The sequence below is a fragment of the Sphingomonas sp. genome, from assembly GCF_019242355.1.
Lineage (GTDB): Bacteria > Pseudomonadota > Alphaproteobacteria > Sphingomonadales > Sphingomonadaceae > Sphingomicrobium.
Window position 1 is genome coordinate 1 of sequence record NZ_JAFAVR010000177.1, and the last position, 18,433, is coordinate 18,433.

Genomic DNA, 18,433 nt, shown 5'->3' on the forward strand with positions numbered 1-18,433 from the left:
TGACGATCGGGCTCCTCGACTCGCACAGCCTGGCGCACGACCCGCAGGCGCTCGCGATCCTCGAGCGGACGACGGACACCGCCCTGCCCCATCTGCCCCCTCGCGCCATCGAGCATGACCGGCGCTGGCGGATGGACAAGGACCCGAATGACGCGTCGTGGACCTGGGACGAGTCCTATACCCTGCCCGAGAACATGTTCCTGGCCGCCGAGCGCGGGGGCGGAGCACGCTACCATGAGCTCGGCCTGCGCTATCTCGACGACGAGACCTGGTTCGATCCCCTGGCGCGGGGGCGAGCATGTGCTGAACGGGCGCCACGCCTACAGCTACGTCAACTCGCTGTGCTCGGCGATGATGGCCTATCTGGCGGCGGGGAGCGAGAAGCACCTGCGAGCGGCCCGCAACGCCTTTGCGATGCTTCAGGCCCAAAGCTATGCGACCGGCGGCTGGGGGCCGGACGAGATGCTGCGCGGACCAGGCAGCGATGCGCTGCATGACAGCCTCACCAACACGCACCATCACTTTGAGACGCCCTGCGGCTCCTACGCCCACTTCAAGCTGACGCGCTACCTGCTGCGAGCGACCGGCGATTCCCGGTTCGGGGACAGCATGGAACGGGTGATGTACAACACGGTGCTGGGCGCGCTGCCGCTGCAGGCGGACGGCCGCAATTTCTATTATTCGGATTACAATTTCGACGCTCGGCGGGTGTACAAGGAGGCGCGCTGGGCGTGCTGCTCCGGAACGCTGCCCCAGATAGCGGCCGACTACCGGGTCAATCTTTACCTGCGCGGGCCGCGTGCGGTATACGTCAATCTCTACGTCCCCTCGACCCTTCAGTGGGAAGACGACGGGGCGCGGCTCTTGCTGACGCAGGTTGGCGACTATCCCTTCGAGGGCAAGGTCTCATTTTCCCTCGAGGTCTCAAGACCTATCTCCATGACCTTGAATTTCCGGATTCCTGCCTGGGCTCGAGGTGCGCGGATCCGGGTCAACGGAGAGATTCAGCCGGCGCCCGTGCCGGGCCAGTTCGCCGCAGTCCGGCGGGTGTGGCGAAGCGGCGATCAGGTGGAGCTACTGCTGCCGCTGCGCTCACGGCTCGAGCCGATCGACCAGCGCCATCCCGACATCGTGGCGCTCGTGCGCGGCCCGATGGTGCTGATGCCAGTCAAGCCGGGCCTGGATACTTCGATCCCGACGCTCACGCGTGCCGCGCTGCTGAACGCCGAGCGCGCGGGCACAAGGGAATGGCGCGCCGAGGGCGTAACGCTCGCGCCCTTCACCGAACTCGGGGATCGGCCCTACACGGCCTACGTGAAGCTGGCTTAGGTCGGCCCGGCCGCGACGAGAGCCGATCAGGCCGCGTCGCCCGCCTTGTCCTTCTTGGCATAGACGCGGACCGGCTCCTTGCGGGCCTCGACCACGTCCTTGTCGACATGCACCTCGTCGACCCCATCCATCGACGGCAGGTCGAACATGGTGTCGAGCAAGATGCCCTCGAGGATCGAGCGGAGGCCGCGGGCGCCGGTCTTGCGCTCGATCGCCTTGCGGGCGACCGAATGGAGCGCGTCGTCCGTGAACTCCAGCTCGACGTCTTCCATGTCGAACAGCTTGGCGTACTGCTTCACCAAGGCGTTCTTCGGCTCGACCAGGATCTTGACGAGGGCTTCCTCGTCGAGGTCCATCAGCGTCGCGATCACCGGCAGTCGGCCGATGAACTCGGGGATCAGCCCGAACTTCAGGAGGTCTTCGGGCTCGCAATGCTTGAGGGTCTCGCCCGTCTTGCGCTCGTCCGGAGCGGCGACGTGGGCGCCGAAGCCGATTGACTTGCCCTGCATGCGGTCGGCGATGATCTTCTCGAGGCCGGCGAAGGCGCCGCCGCAAATGAAGAGGATGTTGGTCGTGTCGACCTGAAGAAATTCCTGCTGCGGATGCTTGCGGCCTCCCTGCGGCGGGACGGAGGCAGTGGTGCCCTCCATCAGCTTCAGCAGCGCTTGCTGGACTCCCTCGCCCGACACGTCGCGAGTGATCGAGGGATTGTCAGATTTGCGGCTGATCTTGTCGATTTCGTCGATGTAGACGATGCCGCGCTGCGCCTTTTCGACATTATAGTCCGACGCCTGCAGCAGCTTGAGGATGATGTTTTCGACATCCTCGCCGACATAGCCGGCCTCGGTCAGCGTCGTCGCGTCGGCCATCGTGAACGGAACGTCGAGGATCCGCGCCAGGGTCTGCGCGAGCAGTGTCTTGCCGCAGCCGGTCGGGCCGATCAGCAGGATGTTCGACTTCGCAAGCTCCACCTCGTTGCCTGGCTTGGAGCCGTGCGACAGGCGCTTGTAGTGGTTGTGGACCGCGACCGAGAGGACGCGCTTGGCGCGAGCCTGGCCGATCACGTAATCGTCGAGAACCTTGCAGATCTCGGCAGGCGTCGGGACTCCGTCGCGGGTCTTGACCAGCGCGGACTTCGATTCCTCGCGGATGATGTCGTTGCACAGCTCGACGCATTCGTCGCAGATGAACACCGTCGGCCCAGCAATAAGCTTGCGGACCTCATGCTGCGACTTGCCGCAGAAGGAGCAGTAGAGGGTGCTCTTGCCGTCGCCGCCAGAAAGTTTGGTCATTCCCGTCCTTGCATCCCGGCCGCACGCGACCCGTGGTTGGGCCCATGCTAGCCCGCTTTATGTCACAATCAACTCTGCCGGAGAGTTAACGAGTCCCGCCGGAGGATTGCCCCTGACTTATCAATAATATGGATTGCCCGGGGCCGCCTAGCAAGGTGCGTCCGCAAGGCTCTGGCTTATTGGGCGAACGCTGCGTCGATCGCCGGGGTGACCCGATCCACCGTATAGGGCTTTTCGATCAGCGGAGCGTCCGTGAATTCGGGGGGCGGTGGGTCGACGTGGCCTCCGGTTGCGATGACGAAGGGCAGCTTGCGCTCGCGCAGCTTCGCCGCGACCGGCCAGACGTTCTCGCCCTTCAGGTTGACGTCGAGGATGGCGAGGTCGAACCCACCCTTCTCAACATGCTCGAGCGCGCACTCGACGCTGTCGCAGCTGCCGGCGACGGAATGGCCAAGCGATTCGAGGAAGTCTTCGAGCATCATCGCGATGAGCGGCTCGTCCTCGACGATCAGAATGGATCGGGCTTCCGGCATGCCGCTCCGAATAAGTGAGGCTGACAGGCGTGCAAGCTTTTATTTGGCGGCCATTGTCCGTTTCGCAGCCTCGGCAAGCTCTTGCACGGAGAAGGGCTTCGGCAGGAAGCTGACGTTGTCGACGTCGAGCGAGTTACGCAACTGCTCCTCGGCATAGCCGGACATGAAAAGGATTTTCAGCGTCGGACGGGTCTTGCGCGCGTGTCCCACCATGGTCGGGCCGTCCATCCCGGGCATCACGACGTCGCTGATGAGGAGGTCTATGGGTTCGTTTCTGGCAAGCACCTCAAGCGCTTCCTCGCCATTGTCGGCGGTGATCACCTGGTAGCCGTGGCGAGTCAGCGCCCGCTCGGCGACGGCGCGAACCATGGGCTCGTCTTCGACCAGGAGAACGGTGCCGCTGCCCCAGAGCTCGTCGGCTTTCTCCTTCGCCGACTTGCGTGGCTTGCCGGCGGTCGATTCCTCGCGGTGGACCGGCAGGTAGATGACGAAGCGGGTCCCTTCCCCGATTTTCGAATCGGCGAAAATGAAGCCGCCCGATTGCTTGACGATGCCGTAGACCGTCGACAGGCCAAGCCCGGTTCCCTTCCCGACCTCCTTGGTCGTGAAGAACGGCTCGAAGATCTTGCCGAGGACGCTTGGCGCAATCCCGGTGCCGGTGTCGGTGACCGAAAGCGCGCTATAGTCCGCGATTGGAAGGATGTCGGAACCAAGCTCCGCCACCTGGTCGGCCTTAACCGAGAAGGTCTGGATGGTGAGCGTCCCGCCGCCTTTATCGGCCATGGCATCGCGCGCATTGACGGCGAGGTTGACGATCACCTGCTCGAGTTGGCCAGGATCGGCCCGGACCGGACCCAGGTTCCGTCCATGCTTCACCACCAGTTCGAGCGTCTCGCCGAGCAGCCGCTTCAGGAGATGAGACACTTCGGACACCACGTCCGGAAGCTGAAGGACCTGGGGCCGAAGCGTCTGCTGGCGCGAAAAGGCGAGCAGCTGCCGCGTCAGGCCGGCCGCGCGGTTGGAATTCGACTTGATCTGCTGGATGTCGTCGTAATCGCTGTCGCCGGGCGTGTGTCGCATCAGCATCAAATCGCAATGGCCGATGATCGCGGTCAGGATGTTGTTGAAGTCGTGGGCGACGCCGCCGGCAAGCTGGCCGACCATCTGCATCTTGGTCGCCTGAGCCACCTGGCGCTTGAGCTTGGCTTCCTCGCTATTGTCCTTGAGCAGCAGGAGGACCGCAGCGTCGCCAAGGCCGCGCAGGCCGGCAATCGTAAGCGCGACCGGCTCGGACGGCCGGCCGACCAGCCGGACCGCAAGGTCGCCGGACATCGCCGGTCCGCGCGCATTCCTTCGTACCGTGTCGGCGACCGCGGCCTTGTCCTCCTTGACGACGAGGTCGCCCGGATAGGTGGGCGCACTGCCCCCTTTCATGCCTGCTGCCTGGCGAAAGGCATGGTTCATGGTCAGAAAGCGCCCGTCGCGGTCGACCAGTGCAAGGCCGACCGGAAGGACGTCGAGGAGCGCCTGAAGATGTCCCGAATCCACCGGCGCGCCGCCGTTAGCCTCCTCGACCAGGAGGACGGTGCCGGCGCCATTGCCCCCGGCGTCGAATGGAATCTCGATGATGCGGTAGATCGCGCCGGCTTCCCCTTGCGCCTTCAGACGGCCGAAACCGTTGCCGCTGACATTGAGGAGATCGGCAAATAGTGGCCGGTTGGTGTCGCCGAAATCGACGGCCGCCTGACCCGCGAAAGGCCCGTTGGCGGCGACGACGCGTCCGCTGGAATCGACCACGGCGGCAAGCACCCCCGCTGCCGCGAGCCGCTCGCCGGCGCCCCCTGCAAGCCAGTTCGCTCTCTCTCGCACCGGATCCTGGGGCGCGGCCAGCGGAAAGCGCCAAAGCAACAGCTCGCCGCCGTTGCCGCCCCGCTCGACTTCGACCTGGACCTTGCCAGTCGCCGTTTCGACGCCGGCCACGCATCCGGCGCCGTCACGCCACGCCAGGCTCCTCGCGTTCGCAAGAGCGGCCGTGCTGCTGTCGTCCGCAGCGATAGCCAGGGGCGAATTGGCTCCGAAACGCTCCCTGTAGGCGGTATTGGCGATCAGGAGGCTGCCCTCGCTACTGGTCAGGGCGGCGGCCTGGACGGACAGCTCGAGCGCTGCGCCGACCAGGGCGAAGTCCGGACCAGAGACGACCGATTGAAGCGGTGCAGCGACCCTCTCGGAGTGCAAACGCAGGACGGCGGCGGCCCCAAGTCCGATGACGAGCCCGACGAGCGCCAGGACCGGCCGACCGACCAGCAGAAGAAGTATCGCGACCGTCGCGCCGACCGCTGCCGCGATTGCGGACGGCAGCCAACGCGCCCAGCCGACCAGCGATCTCGACCCGATCGGGCTCAGCTGCCCGTGGATCATCCGGGCGCGCTCAACCGCCGCGGCTCAGGCGCGCGTCACGGCGCTGCCGCCACTTGCTTCCCAGCCACCAGCGCCACGCCAGCGATGTCGCGACGTAGCCGAGCAGGGCCGCGCCCGCGGCGATCGTCAGGATACCGAGGCCGATCGGCCCGGATGCGTGGTGCGCCCAGAACAGGAATCGGCTGAGCTCGCTCGAGAAACGTTGCGCAGCCGCCGGGTCCACGAGGTCGGAATCATGGTGCATCTCCCACGATCCGATGCGGTAGGCGGCAATATACATCGGCCCCATCGTGAGCGGGTTGACGACCAGTGTCACCGCCGCTGCCACGGCGACGTTCGCCCTGAACGGGATCGCGAGGATCGCGGCGATGATCGTGTGCATGAACGGGATGATGACGCCGATGCCAAGGCCGAGGGCCACCCCGCGTGGCACCGAGCGGTGGGTCATGCGCCAGAGGGACGGGTTGCTGAGCCGCGCTGCGAATGGCCGCAGGAGCCGGTAGCTGTGGATCGACTCGCGTGTCGGGATATGGCGCCGGATCCAGCTCATGGCCACTGGACGGGCAGCATCAGCCATTGTGCCGCAACAGCCTCTGCTGTTCCCGTTTCCAATCGCGCTCCTTCACCGTCTCGCGCTTGTCATGGACCTTCTTGCCCCGTGCCAGCGCCAGTTCGACCTTCGCCCGTCCGGTCCCGTTGAAATAGATGGACAAGGGCACGAGGGTCAGCCCCTGGCGAGTCACCGCTCCGTGAAGCTTGGCGATTTCCCGCCGTTTCAGCAACAGCTTGCGCGGCCGGCGCGGCTCATGGTTGAGACGGTTGCCGTGGCTGTATTCGGGAATGTGGCTGTTGATCAGCCAGACTTCCTCGCCTTCGACATGGGCATAGCTTTCGGCGATCGAGCCCTCGCCCTGTCGGAGCGCCTTTACTTCCGTACCGGTGAGCGCGATCCCCGTCTCGAACCGGTCCTCGACGAAATAGTCGAACCGCGCCCGCCGGTTCTCGGCGACGGTCTTCTGCTTGTCGAACGGGTTAATTGGCAGTTTGGCCAAGGTCAGTCTTTCGGCCCAAGCAGTTTAACGATCTCTTCTTCCTGGGGAGAAAAGGTCCCAGCCCAGGCCGCGCGCCAGTGGCGCGCCGGCGTTTCCACCTCGAGGGTGGTAGGACCGACGCCTACCGCCGGCCGTCCGAGGAACGCCGGTCCGGCATTCAGGCACGGATCGTCGAGGAGTTGGTCGACACGCTTGCTGTCGGCAGCGCTGAGATCGCGATCGGTCGTCGGGATCGGCTGCGGCTTGGCGCCGGCGACCCAGATGACGCTGTCGCCGATCTCATTGGTGTGCCAGATTCCGTCTGCCTTGCGAACCGCGATGAGGCTAACCCGCGTCGTCGCCAGGTCGCCGCCCTTATAGTACATAAGCACACGGCTCGCGCCCTCGGGGATGCCGGCATTCCAGGCTCGACGAAGCTCCTCATGCTGCGCAAGGGCACTGTCGACCCTTTGATGCCAGTCAACGGTGACGGCGTCGGTCGGCACGTTCCCGGCCGGGCATTGCGCAGAGGGACTCGCCGATGGCGCGGCATTGACGCTCGGGGGGGTCGTCCCTGACAGCGCTGCCGCCGCCGCGAGCACCACGACCACGCTCACGCGAGCCCCGCATGGTCAAGCGCCGCGTCAACCGCGCGCCTCGACGCGTCCGATGCTCCGACCAAAGGCAGGCGAAGTTCATCCGGAAAGCCGCCGCGAACCCGGGTCAGCGCGTATTTTGCCGGGCCCGGCGACGCGTCGCTGAACAGGGCGGCGTGGAGCGGATACAGCCGATCCTGAAGGTCGACGGCGTCCGGCCACCGTCCCTCTCGCATTGCCGCCTGAAAGTCGGAGCACAGCTTGGGCGCGACATTGGCCGTTACCGAGATGCATCCGACACCGCCCATCGCGTTGAAGCCGAGGGCCATGTCGTCGTTGCCGCTGAGCTGCGCGAAGTCCGTCCCGCAGGCGATCCGCTGCGCACTGACCCTCGCCAGATTGCCTGTCGCGTCCTTGATGGCGACGATCCGCTCATGCTTCGCGACCTCGGCCAGCGTCTCGACCGAGATGTCCGCGACTGTCCGCGACGGCACGTTGTAGACGACGATCGGCAGGGGGGACGCGTCCGCAACGGCCAGGAAATGCGCGGCGAGCCCAGCTTGGCTTGGCTTGTTGTAATAAGGGACGACAACCAAGGCCGCGTCGGCTCCAACGTCGGCCGAAGCGCGGACCATCTCGATCGCAGCGGTTGTCGAATAGCTTCCACAGCCGGCGATCACCGGTACTCTGCCTGCAGCGGTTTCGACCGCGAGGGCAATGACGCGGCGATGCTCGACGTGGGACAGTGTCGCGCTCTCTCCCGTGGTCCCGCATGGAACAATGCCATTGCTGCCTTCGGCGATTTGCCAGTCGACGAACTCGCGAAATGTGTCCTCGGCGACACGGCCCTTCGAAAATGGCGTGACCAGTGCCGGGATGGACCCGAAAAACATGAACCTGCCTCCGTCCCGCAGAGTTTCGATCGAGGGGATGGGCCCCATTGTTCACGACCTGATAAGGAGCGGGACTGCAACATGTCCAGCATGTGGCGCGTAGCTGCTTTCCTGCCGGCCCTTCTCGGGATCGCGCCTTCGACCTCCGCCCTGTACGGACAATCGGCGTACACGCCTTACGCCTATCCCCAGACTGTTTACGGGCAGCAGAGCGTCAGCGCATCGATCGGCGACTGGCGGCGGCTTCGCCAGAGCAGCGGCTATGCCTTTTCCGATTATGCCCGATTCCTGATCCTCAACCCGGGCTGGCCACGCGAGTCGACGATTCGTGGTTGGGCAGAGAAGGCCATGCGGCCGGGGGAGAACTCGGCGACCGTCCTCGCCTTTTTCGCCAGCAAGCAGCCGACCACCGGCAACGGCTTCGCCCGGCTTGCCGACGCCTACGCAGCGACGGGGCGCGGCGGCGAGGCGCTTGCGGCGGCGAAGGCGGCCTGGGGCTGCGCCGACCTCTCGGCGACCGACGAGCAGGCGCTCTACGCGCGGTATGGCGGCAGCCTCACGGCAGCGGACAATGATCGCCGCGCGGACGCCCTGCTGTTCGCCAAGGACGCGGCAGACGCACAGCGCTTCCTCGCGTCGACGAGCCCGCAGCGTCGCGCCGCTTTCGCAGCCCGGATTGCGATGCAGACAGGCGCGGACAATGTGGACGCCCTATATCAGGCTGTGCTCGGCAGCGTCACGACCGACGCTGGACTGATGATGGATCGGGCGCGCTATCTTCGTTCCAAGGGTTATGACGAGGCGGCTCAGCAACTTGCGGCCCGGCCCCACAGCTTCACGTATCAGCCGGCGGACGTTGAACGCTTCTATGCAATGCTTCTGTCGCTCGCGAATGACGCGGCGCAAGACCGCAACTGGTCGACGGCCTTCGCGATCACGAGCCATTTGAGCGACGCCTTGCCGGCGGGAACGGACATCGCGGCCCAGTCGATCGACATCAGGGACGATTATACCAGCCTGGTGTGGCTCGGCGGGACGATCGCCCTCGACCGGCTGAACCGGCCGAGCAGCGCGATGGCGATGTTCTACAATTACGCTAACGGCGGCAAATCGCTCCAGGTCCAGACCAAGGGCTATTACTGGGCCGGCCGGGCGGCGCTCGCGGCCGGCAACTGGCAGCAGGCCAACGGCTACTTTATTCAGGCGGCCGCGTATCCGGAGCTCTTTTATGGGCAGCTCGCGCTCGAGCGGCTCGGTCGAACGGTCTCGGCGCCAGCACAGGCGCTGCCACAGTTCACGACACCGCAGGCCGCGCGGACCGCGTTCAACAGCCGCCGGCTCGTGCAGGCGGTTCGGATCATGAGCAGCGCCGGGACCGCGGAAGAGCGCGGCCTGTTCGTCCAGGCCCTCGCGCAGTCGCTCGACAACGACACGGACCGCGGGCTTGCGGTCGAGCTTGGAACGCAAATCGGGCGCAGCGACCTGCCTGTCTGGGTCGCCCGCACGGCCCGGGTCAAAGGTTCGATGTTCTACGTTCGGCAGGCCTATCCAACCCTCGCCTCGGCGTCGCTGCCGCCGACGATCTGGTCGCTGGCGCAGGGCATCACTCGTCAGGAGAGCTCGTTCGACCCCTATGCGGTCAGCCACGCCGGCGCCTATGGCATGATGCAGCTGATGCCCGGTACCGCGCGCGAGCAGGCCGGAAAACTCGGGATTGGTTACGACACCAGCCGCCTGAGCACCGACGGCAGCTACAACGTGATGCTCGGCTCCGCTTACTTCCAGCGATTGCTCGACACTTGGGGCGGAAGCGTTCCGCTAGCCGTCGCGAGCTACAACGCGGGGTCCGGCAACGTCCGGCGATGGGTCAATACCTACGGCGACCCCCGCACCGGTCAGGTCGACATGCTGAAATGGATCGAGGCGATTCCCTATAGCGAGACCAAGGCCTATGTGCAGCGCGTGATCGAGAACAGCGTCGTCTATGACTCGCTCCGGCCTCAGCCGACGCAGCAGTCCGCGCTTCACGTCTCGCACTATCTCGGAAAGAGCCAGCCCGGCTGATGAGCAGAGCCCCATCGCGTTTCATCACGCCGTCCGGCCTGGCGGCAATTCGAAGCGAATATGAGGAGCTGTTCGGGCTCGATCGGCCGAAGCTGGTCGAAACCATTTCCTGGGCCGCAGCGAACGGCGACCGCTCCGAGAATGGCGATTACATATACGGCCGCAAGCGACTGCGCGAGATCGACCGACGTCTCGGCTATCTGGCCAACGTCATGAAGTCGGCCAAGGTCGTCGACCCAGCAGCGCAGGAGGCCCGCGACCAGGTCAGATTCGGAGCGACGGTCGAGCTTGCTGACGAGGACGACAATCGTCGGACGGTGACGATCGTCGGCGACGACGAGGCCGATGCCACGCGCGGGTTGATCGGCTGGAGCGCGCCTCTGGCCAGGGCCTTGATCAGCGCACGCGAAGGCGACGAGCGGCTTGTGCGCCTGCCTTCCGGCGAAAAATCCTGGGAAGTCGTGTCGATCCGCTACCCGGAGGGAGCCTAGGCCGCGCGACCGGAACCGCGCACCGCTCGGGGCGGCTCGGCGGGCATGCTTTCCGACCATGCGTCGGCGATTGCCGACAGCGCCGCGATCGACGCCTGGGTTTCGTCGTTGCCGTCGATCATCCGCCAGGGCGACCAGCGTGTATCGGAATAAGCGCGAAGCTGCTGCACCGCCTGGCGATAGTCCGGATGGCGCACCTCGATGGCCGGCTCCCGATTGAGAAGCGGCGCCCATGGGTTCTTCGAGCGCTCCCGAAGGCGGAGCTCCTGCACGTCGCTTCCGACATCGAAATAGAGCTTCACGAGCAGGGTACCGTAGTCGCGCTGCTGCGCTTCGAACTCGTTGATCTCGTCGAACGCCCGGGCAGCCGTCTTGTCGTCGACCCGGCGGAGCAGGCGATCGTCGAGCACGCGCCGGTACCAGCTCCGCAGGAAGATGCTTGTGTGGCCAGCCGGCGGCAATTGCCTCCAGAAGCGCGACAGCCAGTGACCTTCCGCCGACTCCCGCCGGTCGTGCCGGGTACAATGGACGCTGTAGTTGCAGGGGTCGAAGGAAGCGGCGAGCTGCCTCAGCGCATGCTTCTTGCCTGACCCCTCGGGCCCTTCGAATAGAATGATCGCGCGCCGGCCGTGCGCGATCTGCGGGACCTGCAATTCCGTCAGGTGATCGCGCATCGCCGCAAGGGTCGCAGCCGGATCCCCGGCGAACGCTACCCGTTCGTTTCGCGTCGACTGTTCCACCACCTTTCGGGGAATATCGGCTTATCGACCGACCGGCAACTTGCAGCAGCCGTTAGACCCTTACGGTTTTGGGACAGCCGTCCCCGCCTGCGTGTCGACGATTCGGATATTGAGCTCCTTGAGCTGCCTGGTAGTCACCGCCGCCGGGGCGTTCATCATCAGGTCCTCCGCCTTCTGGTTCATCGGGAAGACGATGACTTCGCGGATATTCGGCTCGTCGGCGAGCAGCATGACGATCCGGTCGATGCCCGGCGCCGACCCTCCGTGCGGCGGAGCGCCGAACTTGAATGCGTTGATCATTCCCGAGAAATTCTGGTCGACCTCGGCCTGGCTGTAGCCGGCGATCTCGAATGCCTTGTACATGATGTCGGGCCGATGGTTCCGGATCGCGCCCGAGCTCAACTCCACGCCGTTGCAGACAATGTCATACTGCCAGGCGAGGATGTCGAGGGGATCCTTGCTCTCCAGTGCCTCGAGCCCGCCCTGCGGCATCGAGAAGGGATTGTGGCTGAAGTCGACCTTCTTCGCGTCCTCGTCATATTCGAACATCGGGAAGTCGACGATCCAGCAGAAACGGAAGGCGTTCTTCTCGATGAGGCCGAGTTGCTCGGCGACCCGGGTTCGAGCGAGGCCGGCGAGCTTCGCGGCGTCGGCAGGCTTTCCCGCGGCGAAGAAGATGCCGTCGTCTGGGCCGAGGCCCATTTCTGCGGCAAGCTTGTCCATACCGTCGCTGCCGTGGTTCTTGGCGATGGGGCCGCCCCACTCTCCGCCCTTGCGGGTCGCGTAGCCGAGGCCCGCGAAGCCCTCGCCCCGCGCCCAATCGTTCATGTCGTCGAAGAACTTGCGGCTTTTATCCGCGGTTCTCGGCGCTGGAACCGCGCGCACCGCAGCGCCCTTCTCGACCAGCCCGGCGAAGAGGCCGAAGCCTGATCCGCGGAAATGCTCGCCGACATCCGAGATCAGCAACGAGTTGCGCAGGTCGGGCTTGTCTGTTCCGTACTTTAGCAATGCTTCCTTATACGGGATGCGGACGAATTCACCGGCCGGAGTCACCGTCCGACCATCCGCGAACTCCTCGAACACGCCGGCAAGCACCGGCTCGATCGCGTTGAATACGTCGTCCTGCGTGACGAAGCTCATCTCGAAGTCGAGCTGATAGAATTCCCCGGGGCTGCGGTCGGCGCGGGCGTCTTCGTCCCGGAAGCAAGGCGCAATCTGGAAATAGCGGTCGAAGCCCGCGACCATCAGCAGCTGCTTGAACATCTGTGGCGCCTGCGGGAGCGCATAGAACTTGCCGGGGTGGACCCGGCTCGGGACCAGATAGTCGCGCGCGCCCTCGGGGCTGCTTGCCGTCAGGATCGGCGTCTGGAACTCGGTGAAGCCCTGGTCGATCATCCGGCGGCGGATCGACGAAATGACGGCCGAGCGCAGCATGATGTTCCGGTGAAGCTGCTCGCGGCGAAGGTCGAGATAGCGGTACTTGAGCCGGATCTCCTCGGGATAGTCCTGCTCGCCGGCGACCGGCATCGGAAGCTCGGCCGCTGCCGACTGCACGTCGACGCTGATCGCCCGAACTTCGATCTCGCCCGTCGCGAGGTTCGCGTTGGTGGTTTCGGCGGAACGTGCGACGACAGTGCCGTCGACCGTGACGACGGACTCGACCCGAAGGCGGTCCAATATCTGGAAGGCGGCCGAATCGGTATCCGCTACGATCTGCGTGATCCCGTAGTGATCGCGCAGGTCGACGAAAAGCAGATGCCCGTGGTCGCGCTTGCGGTGGATCCAGCCGGACAGTCGGACGGTCTCGCCGACTTCGGCGGCGCGCAGGGCCGCGCAACTATGGGTTCGATAGGCGTGCATGATCGGGTCGGCTCGCAGGGTTTGGACGCGGTGGGAAAGTCGCCGCGCGCTTCCCTTCCAACTCACTTTTTGTCAACCCGCGAGGGCGGAGCTATGGCCGCCGCACAGTCATGCATATTCACCCACTGATTACCACCAGCGCCGAGCTCAAGGCCCTCGTCGACCGTCTCGCAACCCACCAGTTCATAGCCGTGGACACGGAGTTCATGCGCGAGAACACCTATTGGCCTGACCTTTGCCTGATCCAGGTCGCGAGCCCGGACGAGGCAGCCGCGGTCGACCCTAAGGCCGATATCGACCTGCAGCCCCTGCTCCACTTATTCGTCGCCAACGCCGACGTGCTGAAGGTCTTCCACGCCGGCGGCCAGGACCTCGAGATCATCCACAATTTGACCGGCAAGATGCCCGCGCCGCTGTTTGACACCCAGGTCGCGGCGATGGCGCTCGGTCACGGCGAGCAGGTCGGTTATTCGAACCTGATCGAATCGCTGCTGGGCCACAGCCTGGACAAGGGCGCGCGCTTCACCGACTGGAGCCGCCGGCCACTCGACAAAAGGCAGATCGACTACGCGATCGCCGACGTCACCCATCTCGCCACCGTCTTCCCTCGCATGGTCGAGAAGCTGCGGCGCAATGGCCGCGGGGCCTGGCTGGACGAAGAGATGGAGCGCCTGGCCGACCCGTCTAGCTTCGCCTTCGCGACGGAAGATGCCTGGAAGCGCCTAAAGCTCCCCAGCCGCAACCCGACAGTACTCGGCCGGCTGAAGGCGCTTGCGGCCTGGCGGGAGACCGAGGCGCGGTCGAAGAACCTGCCGCGCGGCCGGATCATGAAGGACGACACGCTCACGGAGATCGTTCTTCATCCCCCGAAAAGCCAGGACGATCTCGGACGAATCCGCGGGCTTTCGGCGGGCTGGAAGACGAACGACATCGGCGGTCGGCTGATGGCTTCGCTCGAAAGCGCGAAGCCACTCGAAGGAGACGACCTTCCCGATCGCGAGCCCAGGCGCCCCGGCCTGACCAAGGACGGCGTTCTGGTCAGCGATCTCTTGAAGCTGCTCCTCAAGATCCGCGCCAAGGAAGCGGGCGTCGCACCGCGCCTTATCGCAAGGTCCGACGACCTCGAGGCGCTTGCGGCTGGAGTGCGTTCCAAACTCCGGATCCTCGAGGGCTGGCGATTCGACGAATTCGGCAAGGATGCCCTGGACCTTGTCGAAGGGCGACTCGGCTTTGCAATCGTCAACGGAAAGCTCAGGATGAGCCGGATTGCCAAGGAGGAGAGTGTCGATGCGTAGTCTGATCCTTCTCACACCCGCCATTCTGGTCGCCTGTGCAGCGGCGCCTCCACAGCCCATAATCCATGGCGAAACTCCGGGTCACACCTGCAATGCGCAGGATACCGAGCAATTCATCGGGCAGGTTGGAAACAGCACCACCGGCGCTGCCATCAAGCGCGCAACGAATGCCGCGGAGCTTCGCTGGGCCCTTCCCGGATACATGATGACAATGGAATTCAGCGCCGATCGGGTGACCATCTGGCTCGACGATCAGCGCAAGATCACGAAGATCAGCTGCGGCTAAACTTCAGGCGGCCTCGCCGATCATGCGGGCGTCCATCAGGGCGCGGCGGATCGTCGGAATGCTGAGACGCGCCCGCTCGGCGATTGCGAAGCGGTCCACGGCCTCTACCGCCCGCTCCGCCGTCCAATAGTCGCGATGCAGGCGCTCGGTCATGAAACGCAGCGCCTCGGCCGGGATGTGAAGGCCGCGGTCGGCGAAGAGCAGCTGGATGAGCGACGCGAAGAGGGCGTCGTCCGGGTGATCGATGCGGATCACCGGCGTGACTGCCAGGCGGGTCTTGAGATCGGGCAGCGCCGGGGTCCATGCCGGGGGCGCGGCTTCGGCGACCATGACCAGCGGCCGTCCGCTCTCCTGTGCGCCGTTCCAGGCGTGGAACAGCTCGGTCTCGTCACGCGACTGAGCATCGTCGAGCAGCCGCCCGCCAACCCGCTCGACGAAGCTTCGTGCAAGCAAGGTTCGGCCGGACCGCCGCGGACCGGTAAGGATGGTCGCCTTGACTGGCCACAGGCTCCATTTCCGGAAATGCTCGAACGCCTCCCGGTTCGCCTCGGAAACGATGAAGCGCGCGTCTCCGTCCGTCTGCGGCCAGTCGAGCGGAAGCGCCTGCTGGTCCGGGCCGGCCCTCACGGATGCTGTCCCGTTGGCTGGGCCGCCGGCTGGGGCTCCGCTGCAGTCGCTGGCGGAGGCGGCGGCGGAAGCGGAGGCGGCTTGTTTCCCGCCGAGTGCACGTGAACCACCGTGCCGGCGAAATCGACTGCCCACCCACGACCGCTGAGTGCCGCGGCAAGGCCGGCGATATCCCCGTGATAAGAAACCAGGACATAGCTGGTGCCCGTTGGACTGATCAGCTGCGGAGTGGCCGATGCCACGCCCGGCATCGTCCGGAGGTGCGCCATCGCGAAATTGTAGACGTTGACGTCACCGTTGGCGCTGATCTGTACCTGAATGGCAGTGCCGGTGCTCGCTGGCTTGGCCGCAACCGGCTGCGCTGCGATGGGCTGCTCCGGAAGTACTGGCGGCGGTGGCAGGTCGAGCGATGTATCGCGCATCAGCCGCCCTGCGGAGAGCGCCTGGCCGAACAGCTCGTCCGTCCGCCGAACGCCTTCAGCCATCAGGCCCTGCACGTCGCCGCTGTTCGAAGTTAGCGTGAAGCCGCCGACGATCTCACGGTCGGGCCCATGCATCGCGATGAACCGGGCCCGCGCCGGACCGCCCGGATAGAGCCGTTGCAGCTGCACCTCCGCGACCAGCACGTCAGACGCCCCGTAGAGATCGAGCAGGTTGCGCCACCATCCCCGGCCCGGACGCGTCGTCAGGGCGGCATTGACCAGCAGCGGGTCGGCGCCGAGCCCGCTCACCCGGACATAATCGATCGGGCTGGTCGAGGTCCTGTACTGCGCCCACGCCTTCTGCCAGGCATTGCGAAGCTCGACGCTGGTCTCCGTCCCGCCGGTTACGAGAATGGGCACCAGCAGCATCGGTGCGGTGCGCTGCACCTGCCCGCCTTCGACGCCGAGGAAGGCGGCCGCGCGGGCTCGGTCGAACTGCACGCCGAGGTCAGCGATGTAGCGGTTGGGACCGAGCTGCTCGCGTTCGACATTCACCGAGCTGACGATCTGGTCGAGCGTGCCATCCGGAAGGTTCGGTGCCTGGGCGAGCGGCGCATTGTGCATCTTCGCCCAGAGCACCCGAAAGCCCTGACGCTGCGCGATCCGCCAACCGGCGAAGCGCGCCGACTGCGCGTCAGCCGCGCCGACGTCCACATGGATCCCGGAAACTTCCAGCGTCCCCGAGCTGTCGAGCGGCAGGATTCCGCGGTCGCCGGTCTCCAGCTGGCCATAGACCACCGCCGACACAGTGACGGCGGCGAGCAGCAGCGACAAAGGTACGGCGAGGTGACGCGAGATCATTCGGCGCGTCTTTTGGCGACAACAGCGTGGAAATCCAAGCGGCTTGTCTCTAGTGCCCGCAGCCGATGAGCCAGAAGCCCCTGACCTATGCCGATGCCGGCGTGTCGATTGATGCCGGCAATGCGCTGGTCAAGACCATCGGGCCCCTCGCCCGCTCGACCGCTCGCCCAGGAGCGGACGCGGAGCTCGGAGGGTTCGGGGGCGTCTTCGATCTGAAGGCTGCTGGCTACATCGATCCCCTGTTGGTTGCGGCCAACGACGGCGTCGGGACCAAGCTCAAGCTGGCGATCGAGACCGGACGGCACGAAGGCGTCGGGATCGACCTTGTCGCCATGTGCGCCAATGACCTCATCGTTCAGGGCGCCGAGCCGCTGTTCTTCCTTGATTATTATGCGACCGGTAAGCTCGACAACGATGTCGCAGCAGCTGTCGTCGCCTCGATCGCTGAGGGATGCCGACAAGCGGGCTGCGCGCTGATCGGCGGCGAGACGGCCGAAATGCCTGGGATGTACGCCGGCGGCGACTATGACCTTGCCGGTTTCTGCGTCGGAGCTGTCGAGCGCGACAAGGTGCTGACCGGCAAGGACGTTGCTCCCGGCGACGTCATCCTCGGGCTCGCCAGCTCGGGCGTCCATTCCAACGGCTTCTCGCTGGTTCGCCGGATCATCGAAACCGCCGGATGGGACCTCGGCGACGGGCGGCTTGCGGAGGCTTTGCTGCAGCCGACGCGGATCTACGTCCGATCGCTCTTGCCGCTCGTCCAGGCTGGCGATGTCAAAGGCCTCGCTCACATCACCGGCGGCGGCCTGCTCGAGAACATCCCCCGGGTCCTGCCGGAGGGCACACGGGCCGTGATCGATGGCAGTCGCTGGCCGCTACCGAGCTTGTTCGCGCGGCTGCAGGAGGGCGGCCAGATCGCTCCGGCGGAAATGGCGCGAACCTTCAACTGCGGCATCGGCATGGTCGCGATCGTCGGGTCAGGCGAGGCCGCCGGAGTCACTGCCGCGCTCAAGGCCGCCGGTGAGACAGTCACAGAGATCGGTCGCATCAAGTCCGGTCGCCGTGGCTGCACGGTAAGCGGTGGCGCGGGCACCTGGGCGTCGCAGCAGGACTGGTCCGCAAGCCACGATGCGTGAGCCCCGCCGGGACAATCGCCGTGTCGCCATCCTGATTTCCGGCCGCGGCAGCAACATGCGGGCGCTGATCGAGCAGGCCGACGGCTATGATGTCGCTCTGGTCGGCTCGAACAAACCCGCGGCGTCAGGACTTGCCTGGGCCGAAGAGCGCGGCATCCCCGTCTGGGCCAGGGACAGCAAGGGCGTGGAAAAAGCCGACTATGACCGCCTGCTCAGCGCTGCGCTCGACGAGCATGGGGTGGGGACGATCGCGCTTGCAGGTTTCATGCGCATCCTCTCACCCTGGTTCGTCGGAAATTGGCGCGGGCGAATGGTCAACATCCACCCGTCTCTGCTCCCCAAATATCCCGGGCTGGACACCCATTCGCGTGCGCTGGAGGCCAAGGATGCGATCAGCGGCTGCTCCGTTCACATCGTCACAGAGGAGCTCGACGCTGGGCAGGTGCTCGGCCAGGCGGAGGTGCCCGTCATTCCCGGCGATACGCCGCAATCGCTGGAACAGCGCGTGCTTGCCGCCGAACATCGGCTATATCCTCGCATCCTCAGCGAGTTCGTGAAG

18 protein-coding genes are annotated in these 18,433 nt (G+C 65.5%); 7 read left to right on the top strand and 11 right to left on the bottom strand.

What is annotated here, in order from left to right; translation table 11 throughout:
• The first annotated feature begins 234 nt into the window (after positions 1 to 234).
• Positions 235 to 1,329: a beta-L-arabinofuranosidase domain-containing protein gene (locus JOZ79_RS08905; protein ID WP_294073345.1), complete on the top strand. Its 1,095-nt coding sequence runs from the start codon at positions 235 to 237 to the stop codon at positions 1,327 to 1,329.
• A 26-nt stretch (positions 1,330 to 1,355) separates the two neighbouring features.
• On the opposite strand, the gene clpX is transcribed toward JOZ79_RS08905, so the two are convergent.
• From clpX to dapA, 7 genes are all read right to left on the bottom strand, one after another.
• A complete protein-coding gene (clpX, locus tag JOZ79_RS08910) occupies positions 1,356 to 2,621 on the bottom strand; it encodes an ATP-dependent Clp protease ATP-binding subunit ClpX (protein WP_294073347.1) in 1,266 nt (421 codons plus the stop codon).
• 176 nt (positions 2,622 to 2,797) lie between these two features.
• Positions 2,798 to 3,154, bottom strand: a complete 357-nt coding sequence (locus JOZ79_RS08915) for a response regulator (RefSeq protein WP_294073349.1) — start codon at positions 3,152 to 3,154, stop codon at positions 2,798 to 2,800.
• A gap of 39 nt (positions 3,155 to 3,193) precedes the next feature.
• Positions 3,194 to 5,572, bottom strand: coding sequence for a response regulator (locus JOZ79_RS08920; protein WP_294073351.1), 2,379 nt, complete (start codon positions 5,570 to 5,572; stop codon positions 3,194 to 3,196).
• Positions 5,573 to 5,582: 10 nt separating this feature from the next.
• On the bottom strand, positions 5,583 to 6,149 hold the full coding sequence (locus JOZ79_RS08925) for a DUF2062 domain-containing protein (protein WP_294073353.1): 567 nt from the start codon (positions 6,147 to 6,149) through the stop codon (positions 5,583 to 5,585).
• The gene (gene smpB, locus JOZ79_RS08930) at positions 6,142 to 6,624 is read right to left on the bottom strand and encodes an SsrA-binding protein SmpB (RefSeq protein WP_294073355.1); all 483 of its coding nucleotides are present in this window, start codon (positions 6,622 to 6,624) and stop codon (positions 6,142 to 6,144) included. Before smpB ends, JOZ79_RS08925 begins: the two co-directional genes overlap by 8 nt.
• A 2-nt stretch (positions 6,625 to 6,626) precedes the next feature.
• Positions 6,627 to 7,220: a hypothetical protein gene (locus tag JOZ79_RS08935; protein ID WP_294073357.1), complete on the bottom strand. Its 594-nt coding sequence runs from the start codon at positions 7,218 to 7,220 to the stop codon at positions 6,627 to 6,629.
• Positions 7,217 to 8,092: a 4-hydroxy-tetrahydrodipicolinate synthase gene (gene dapA, locus JOZ79_RS08940; RefSeq protein WP_294073359.1), complete on the bottom strand. Its 876-nt coding sequence runs from the start codon at positions 8,090 to 8,092 to the stop codon at positions 7,217 to 7,219. Before dapA ends, JOZ79_RS08935 begins: the two co-directional genes overlap by 4 nt.
• A gap of 81 nt (positions 8,093 to 8,173) precedes the next feature.
• Here dapA and JOZ79_RS08945 point away from each other — a divergent pair, with 81 nt between their 5' ends.
• Both JOZ79_RS08945 and greB read left to right on the top strand, forming a co-directional pair.
• Positions 8,174 to 10,156 carry a lytic transglycosylase domain-containing protein gene (locus JOZ79_RS08945; protein WP_294073361.1) on the top strand — a complete coding sequence of 661 codons (1,983 nt, stop codon included), beginning with the start codon at positions 8,174 to 8,176 and terminating at the stop codon, positions 10,154 to 10,156.
• Positions 10,156 to 10,647: a transcription elongation factor GreB gene (gene greB / locus JOZ79_RS08950; RefSeq protein WP_294073363.1), complete on the top strand. Its 492-nt coding sequence runs from the start codon at positions 10,156 to 10,158 to the stop codon at positions 10,645 to 10,647. The genes JOZ79_RS08945 and greB overlap by 1 nt, the downstream gene beginning before the upstream one ends.
• Here the strand turns inward: greB and JOZ79_RS08955 are convergent.
• Positions 10,644 to 11,390, bottom strand: a complete 747-nt coding sequence (locus JOZ79_RS08955; RefSeq protein WP_366514810.1) for a polyphosphate kinase — start codon at positions 11,388 to 11,390, stop codon at positions 10,644 to 10,646. The genes greB and JOZ79_RS08955 overlap by 4 nt on opposite strands.
• A gap of 57 nt (positions 11,391 to 11,447) precedes the next feature.
• Entirely contained in the window at positions 11,448 to 13,247 is a 1,800-nt protein-coding gene (aspS, locus tag JOZ79_RS08960; protein ID WP_294073365.1) for an aspartate--tRNA ligase, read from the bottom strand.
• Between the two features lie 110 nt (positions 13,248 to 13,357).
• Between aspS and rnd the strand changes: the two genes are divergently transcribed.
• Both rnd and JOZ79_RS08970 read left to right on the top strand, forming a co-directional pair.
• Positions 13,358 to 14,542: a ribonuclease D gene (gene rnd, locus JOZ79_RS08965; protein WP_294073367.1), complete on the top strand. Its 1,185-nt coding sequence runs from the start codon at positions 13,358 to 13,360 to the stop codon at positions 14,540 to 14,542.
• The gene (locus tag JOZ79_RS08970) at positions 14,535 to 14,828 is read left to right on the top strand and encodes an I78 family peptidase inhibitor (RefSeq protein WP_294073369.1); all 294 of its coding nucleotides are present in this window, start codon (positions 14,535 to 14,537) and stop codon (positions 14,826 to 14,828) included. Before rnd ends, JOZ79_RS08970 begins: the two co-directional genes overlap by 8 nt.
• Positions 14,829 to 14,831: 3 nt before the next feature.
• Here the strand turns inward: JOZ79_RS08970 and JOZ79_RS08975 are convergent, their stop codons facing one another.
• Positions 14,832 to 15,455, bottom strand: a complete 624-nt coding sequence (locus tag JOZ79_RS08975; protein ID WP_294073371.1) for a DnaA/Hda family protein — start codon at positions 15,453 to 15,455, stop codon at positions 14,832 to 14,834.
• Complete coding sequence (locus JOZ79_RS08980; protein WP_294073373.1) at positions 15,452 to 16,738, bottom strand: heavy-metal-associated domain-containing protein; 1,287 nt, start codon at positions 16,736 to 16,738, stop codon at positions 15,452 to 15,454. Before JOZ79_RS08980 ends, JOZ79_RS08975 begins: the two co-directional genes overlap by 4 nt.
• Positions 16,739 to 16,803: 65 nt before the next feature.
• Here JOZ79_RS08980 and purM point away from each other — a divergent pair, with 65 nt between their 5' ends.
• Together purM and purN are read left to right on the top strand one after the other, a co-directional pair.
• Positions 16,804 to 17,874: a phosphoribosylformylglycinamidine cyclo-ligase gene (gene purM / locus JOZ79_RS08985; protein ID WP_294073375.1), complete on the top strand. Its 1,071-nt coding sequence runs from the start codon at positions 16,804 to 16,806 to the stop codon at positions 17,872 to 17,874.
• Positions 17,867 to 18,433, top strand: a 567-nt coding sequence (gene purN / locus JOZ79_RS08990; protein ID WP_294073377.1) for a phosphoribosylglycinamide formyltransferase, incomplete at its 3' end; no start/stop codon positions are given. The genes purM and purN, both read left to right, overlap by 8 nt.

What these genes read in the sequence shown, in the direction of transcription:
- clpX (WP_294073347.1), bottom strand. Translation starts at nt 2,621, where the DNA reads ATGACCAAACTTTCTGGCGGCGACGGCAAGAGCACCCTCTACTGCTCC.
- aspS (WP_294073365.1), bottom strand. Translation starts at nt 13,247, where the DNA reads ATGCACGCCTATCGAACCCATAGTTGCGCGGCCCTGCGCGCCGCCGAA.
- JOZ79_RS08925 (WP_294073353.1), bottom strand. Translation starts at nt 6,149, where the DNA reads ATGGCTGATGCTGCCCGTCCAGTGGCCATGAGCTGGATCCGGCGCCAT.
- JOZ79_RS08915 (WP_294073349.1), bottom strand. Translation starts at nt 3,154, where the DNA reads ATGCCGGAAGCCCGATCCATTCTGATCGTCGAGGACGAGCCGCTCATC.
- JOZ79_RS08905 (WP_294073345.1), top strand. Translation starts at nt 235, where the DNA reads ATGAGCTCGGCCTGCGCTATCTCGACGACGAGACCTGGTTCGATCCCC.
- purM (WP_294073375.1), top strand. Translation starts at nt 16,804, where the DNA reads ATGAGCCAGAAGCCCCTGACCTATGCCGATGCCGGCGTGTCGATTGAT.
- greB (WP_294073363.1), top strand. Translation starts at nt 10,156, where the DNA reads ATGAGCAGAGCCCCATCGCGTTTCATCACGCCGTCCGGCCTGGCGGCA.
- JOZ79_RS08980 (WP_294073373.1), bottom strand. Translation starts at nt 16,738, where the DNA reads ATGATCTCGCGTCACCTCGCCGTACCTTTGTCGCTGCTGCTCGCCGCC.
- JOZ79_RS08970 (WP_294073369.1), top strand. Translation starts at nt 14,535, where the DNA reads ATGCGTAGTCTGATCCTTCTCACACCCGCCATTCTGGTCGCCTGTGCA.
- dapA (WP_294073359.1), bottom strand. Translation starts at nt 8,092, where the DNA reads ATGTTTTTCGGGTCCATCCCGGCACTGGTCACGCCATTTTCGAAGGGC.
- rnd (WP_294073367.1), top strand. Translation starts at nt 13,358, where the DNA reads ATGCATATTCACCCACTGATTACCACCAGCGCCGAGCTCAAGGCCCTC.
- JOZ79_RS08945 (WP_294073361.1), top strand. Translation starts at nt 8,174, where the DNA reads ATGTCCAGCATGTGGCGCGTAGCTGCTTTCCTGCCGGCCCTTCTCGGG.
- JOZ79_RS08920 (WP_294073351.1), bottom strand. Translation starts at nt 5,572, where the DNA reads ATGATCCACGGGCAGCTGAGCCCGATCGGGTCGAGATCGCTGGTCGGC.